The organism is Archangium sp. (genome assembly GCF_036388035.1).
Lineage (GTDB): Bacteria > Myxococcota > Myxococcia > Myxococcales > Myxococcaceae > Archangium.
The window spans coordinates 1-2,894 of record NZ_DASVSO010000515.1 but is presented as its reverse complement, the minus strand read 5'-3'; the positions used below and the strand labels follow the sequence as shown (position 1 = coordinate 2,894).

The following is a 2,894-nucleotide window of genomic DNA, read 5'->3' as shown; positions in this document are numbered from 1 at the left end:
CAGTGACGGGCGACCATCCTGGCGAGTCCTCTTGGCCCGCCTTGGTGCTCTCTGTCTCACTGACCTAGCCTTCAAAGCATGGAAACCAAGGATTCCACCCTGCGCCGTGGAGTGGCCGTGTTGTGGGGGGTTCTCGCGTCGGGTTGTTCAATGAGTTCCGGTGCCTTGGGCCCGAGCGACTGCCGCGCCGGAGACAACACGATGACCTGTTGCATCAAGAAGTACCCCTATGACCCAGTGGGTGCCTGTGGTGCGACCGCATCGGACATAGAGGAGGCGCTCAAGGCCGGGGCGGCACTCGAAAACGCTCTACAACGAAAGACGGACGAGGAAGCGGGTGAGGGAGAGGAGGCAGATGACCCTGACGAGGGGTGGCGGGAGCACTGCCGTGAAACCTACGTCCTGTGCAGAGATCAGAAGAAACCGCGCTGGGTCGGTAACTGTTACGACTGTTTCCGGTGGTGCGAGGGACAGCGCCAGTGGCCCTTCAATATGTGCTGGCAAAAAATGAGGTGATGCAGGGATGAGTGAATCCCACGATTGGGACAGGGTGCTTGGGCTGTACGCCAAGCTCGAGCGGAACGAAGCGATAGAACTAAACGCCGACGTGCGCGACCTCTGCCGGCGAGTGGCGCGGGACGTAGCTCTCGGTCATGACGAAGCGGAACACGCACTGCGCACTCCCGCCGGGGCGGAAACACTCGTACGTGAGATGCGCCGCCGGATATTCGAGGGGAGTCGGCGACTATCCCGGGCGCTCGTTGATTCCGCCCGTCGCAAGAAAGCAGGTGACGTGGCCGGAGCGCGAGAGCTGCTGGAAAGCGTATTGGCTGTCGAGGTCGTGCCTATGTACCGGGAGCAGGCCGAAATCGCTCTTGATTACGTGGACGACCCAGAGGAGTAGAACTATTGGGGGGATTTGCACGGAACGGCGCCTGTCGGCCGACACGTGGCACAATAAAGATCACCCTCATAGGCAAAAGCGTCCTGGACCTGGAGCCCCCTCCTGCACGCCGAGCACCGCTGCGCCGGAGCACCCGGGGCCGCCGCGCCCGCGGGCCTCGCCTGGGGATTCGTCACCCCTTCCAGCGACTCGAACCCGCCCGCGTCCAGCCAGACGCCCTCGCAGCGTGTGCACACGTCCAGGGCACAGGCACTCGTCTCCACCCGTGCCAGCCGAGAGCCACAGCCCGGGCAGGACATCGGCTCGCTCCGGCACGTGGTGCACGTGGCCTGCTCGCGCGGCACGAGGTGCCCCCGCTTCCCGCACCGCGACGGCGCCTGCCGTGCCGCCGCCAGGAATGCCCGCGTCGGAGGCCGATCCGGAAAGCGCTCCAGCTCTCCCGGGTCGAACCACAGCCCGTGACAGCGCGGGCAGGTGTCCACCTCCACGGTGGAGACGCGCAGGGGCCGCAGGGGCTCGTTCTCGCAGAGGGGACAGGGGCGCGCCATGCGGGCTCCGAGGTTACTCGAAACGCTCCCCTCCCCTGAACCCCAGCAGGCTCCACGCCGTCGGGCACAAGGCATACAGCCCCGAGAGCGATCCACCCAACAACAGTTTCAGCAGCGAGAAGCGCCGATCCGCCCCTCCGTGGATGTGCAGGTCGAAGCGCTGCTCCGCCGGCACCTTCGCCAGCCCCATCGCGTGCCGGCACGCCTCCTCGAAGCCCCCCGTCCGATCCACCAGCCCCACCCCCAGCGCTCGCGTGCCGCTGTACACCCGCCCCTCGGCCAGCGCGTGGATCTCCTCCTTCGTCCGGCCTCGCGCCTTCGCCACGAACTCGAGGAACGTCTGGTACGTCTCCTCCACCTCCGCCTCCATCGACGCCCGCTCGTGCTCGCTGAAGCCCCGCGTGGGCGAGAAGATGCCCGCGTTCGCCCCGCGCACGATCATCGTGCGGTGGATCCCCAGCTTCTCCAGCAGCCCCGAGGCGTCGAACTTCCCCGCGAACACGCCGATCGAGCCCACCACCGCGTGCGGCGTGGCCCAGATCTCCTTCGCCCCCAGCGCCGCCATGTAGCCGCCGCTCGCCGCCACCCGGTCCACGAAGGCGATCACCGGCTTCTTCTTCGCCACCCGCTGCACCGCCTCCAGGATGAGCTCCGAGGCCAGCGCCGAGCCTCCCGGGCTCGCCACGTACAGCACCACCGCCTTCGCCCGGCGATCCCTCCCCGCCGCGCGCAGCGCCTTCACCGCCACATCCGAGCCCACCGTCTCCGGACCCGGCCCTCCCCCCCCGCCCTTCCCGGGGACGATCATCCCCGACAGCGGCACCACCGCCAGCCGGGGCCTCGGGCGCAGCGGACGCCACTTCATCCGAGGCCAGGGCAGCCGCGCCAGGTACCGCGGCATCGGATCCAACCCCTCCTCTTCCTCCTCGTCCTCCTCGCCGTCCTTCTTCCGCCCCAGCCGCGCGGGCAGGTCCGCCTCGCTGCACAGCCCGTCGACCAGTCCCGAGGCCGCCGCGCGCTTCGCGCTGTACGGGCCCGCGTCGATCCACGCCCGCACCTCCTCCGGCGTGCGCTTGCGCCCCTTGGCCACGGTGCCCACCAGCTCGTCGTAGCGCTCGTCCAGGAAGGCCTCCAGCGTCTGCCGCTGGATGTCCGACACGTGCGGGTGCGTGAAGAGCTCCGGCGCCGTCTTGTACGGGCCCCGCCGGATGAAGTGCGCCTGGATGCCCAGCCGACCCAGGCCCTCGCCGAGCGCGGTGGCCTCCGCGGCGTAGCCCACCAGCTCCAGCCGCCCCGCCGGAGCCAGCAGCACCTCGTCCGCCGCGCACATCACCTGGTAGCCCAGGTTGTCCGCGCTCACCGCCCACGCCACCACCCGCTTGCCCGCCGCCCGGAAGTCCTCCAGCAGCTTCACCAGCACCTCCCGCTTGGCCGGCGGCACC

General features: G+C 69.0%; 3 protein-coding genes. 1 reads left to right on the top strand and 2 read right to left on the bottom strand.

The window, feature by feature from the left end:
- Positions 1 to 523: 523 nt before the first annotated feature.
- Positions 524 to 904 (top strand): DUSAM domain-containing protein, encoded by a 381-nt coding sequence (locus tag VF697_RS20730; protein ID WP_331097564.1) that lies wholly within the window; start codon positions 524 to 526, stop codon positions 902 to 904.
- A 2-nt stretch (positions 905 to 906) separates the two neighbouring features.
- Here the strand turns inward: VF697_RS20730 and VF697_RS20725 are convergent, their stop codons facing one another.
- Both VF697_RS20725 and sppA read right to left on the bottom strand, forming a co-directional pair.
- Positions 907 to 1,452: a zf-TFIIB domain-containing protein gene (locus VF697_RS20725; RefSeq protein WP_331097562.1), complete on the bottom strand. Its 546-nt coding sequence runs from the start codon at positions 1,450 to 1,452 to the stop codon at positions 907 to 909.
- A gap of 13 nt (positions 1,453 to 1,465) precedes the next feature.
- On the bottom strand, positions 1,466 to 2,894 hold a 1,429-nt coding region (gene sppA, locus VF697_RS20720), incomplete at its 5' end, for a signal peptide peptidase SppA (protein ID WP_331097560.1).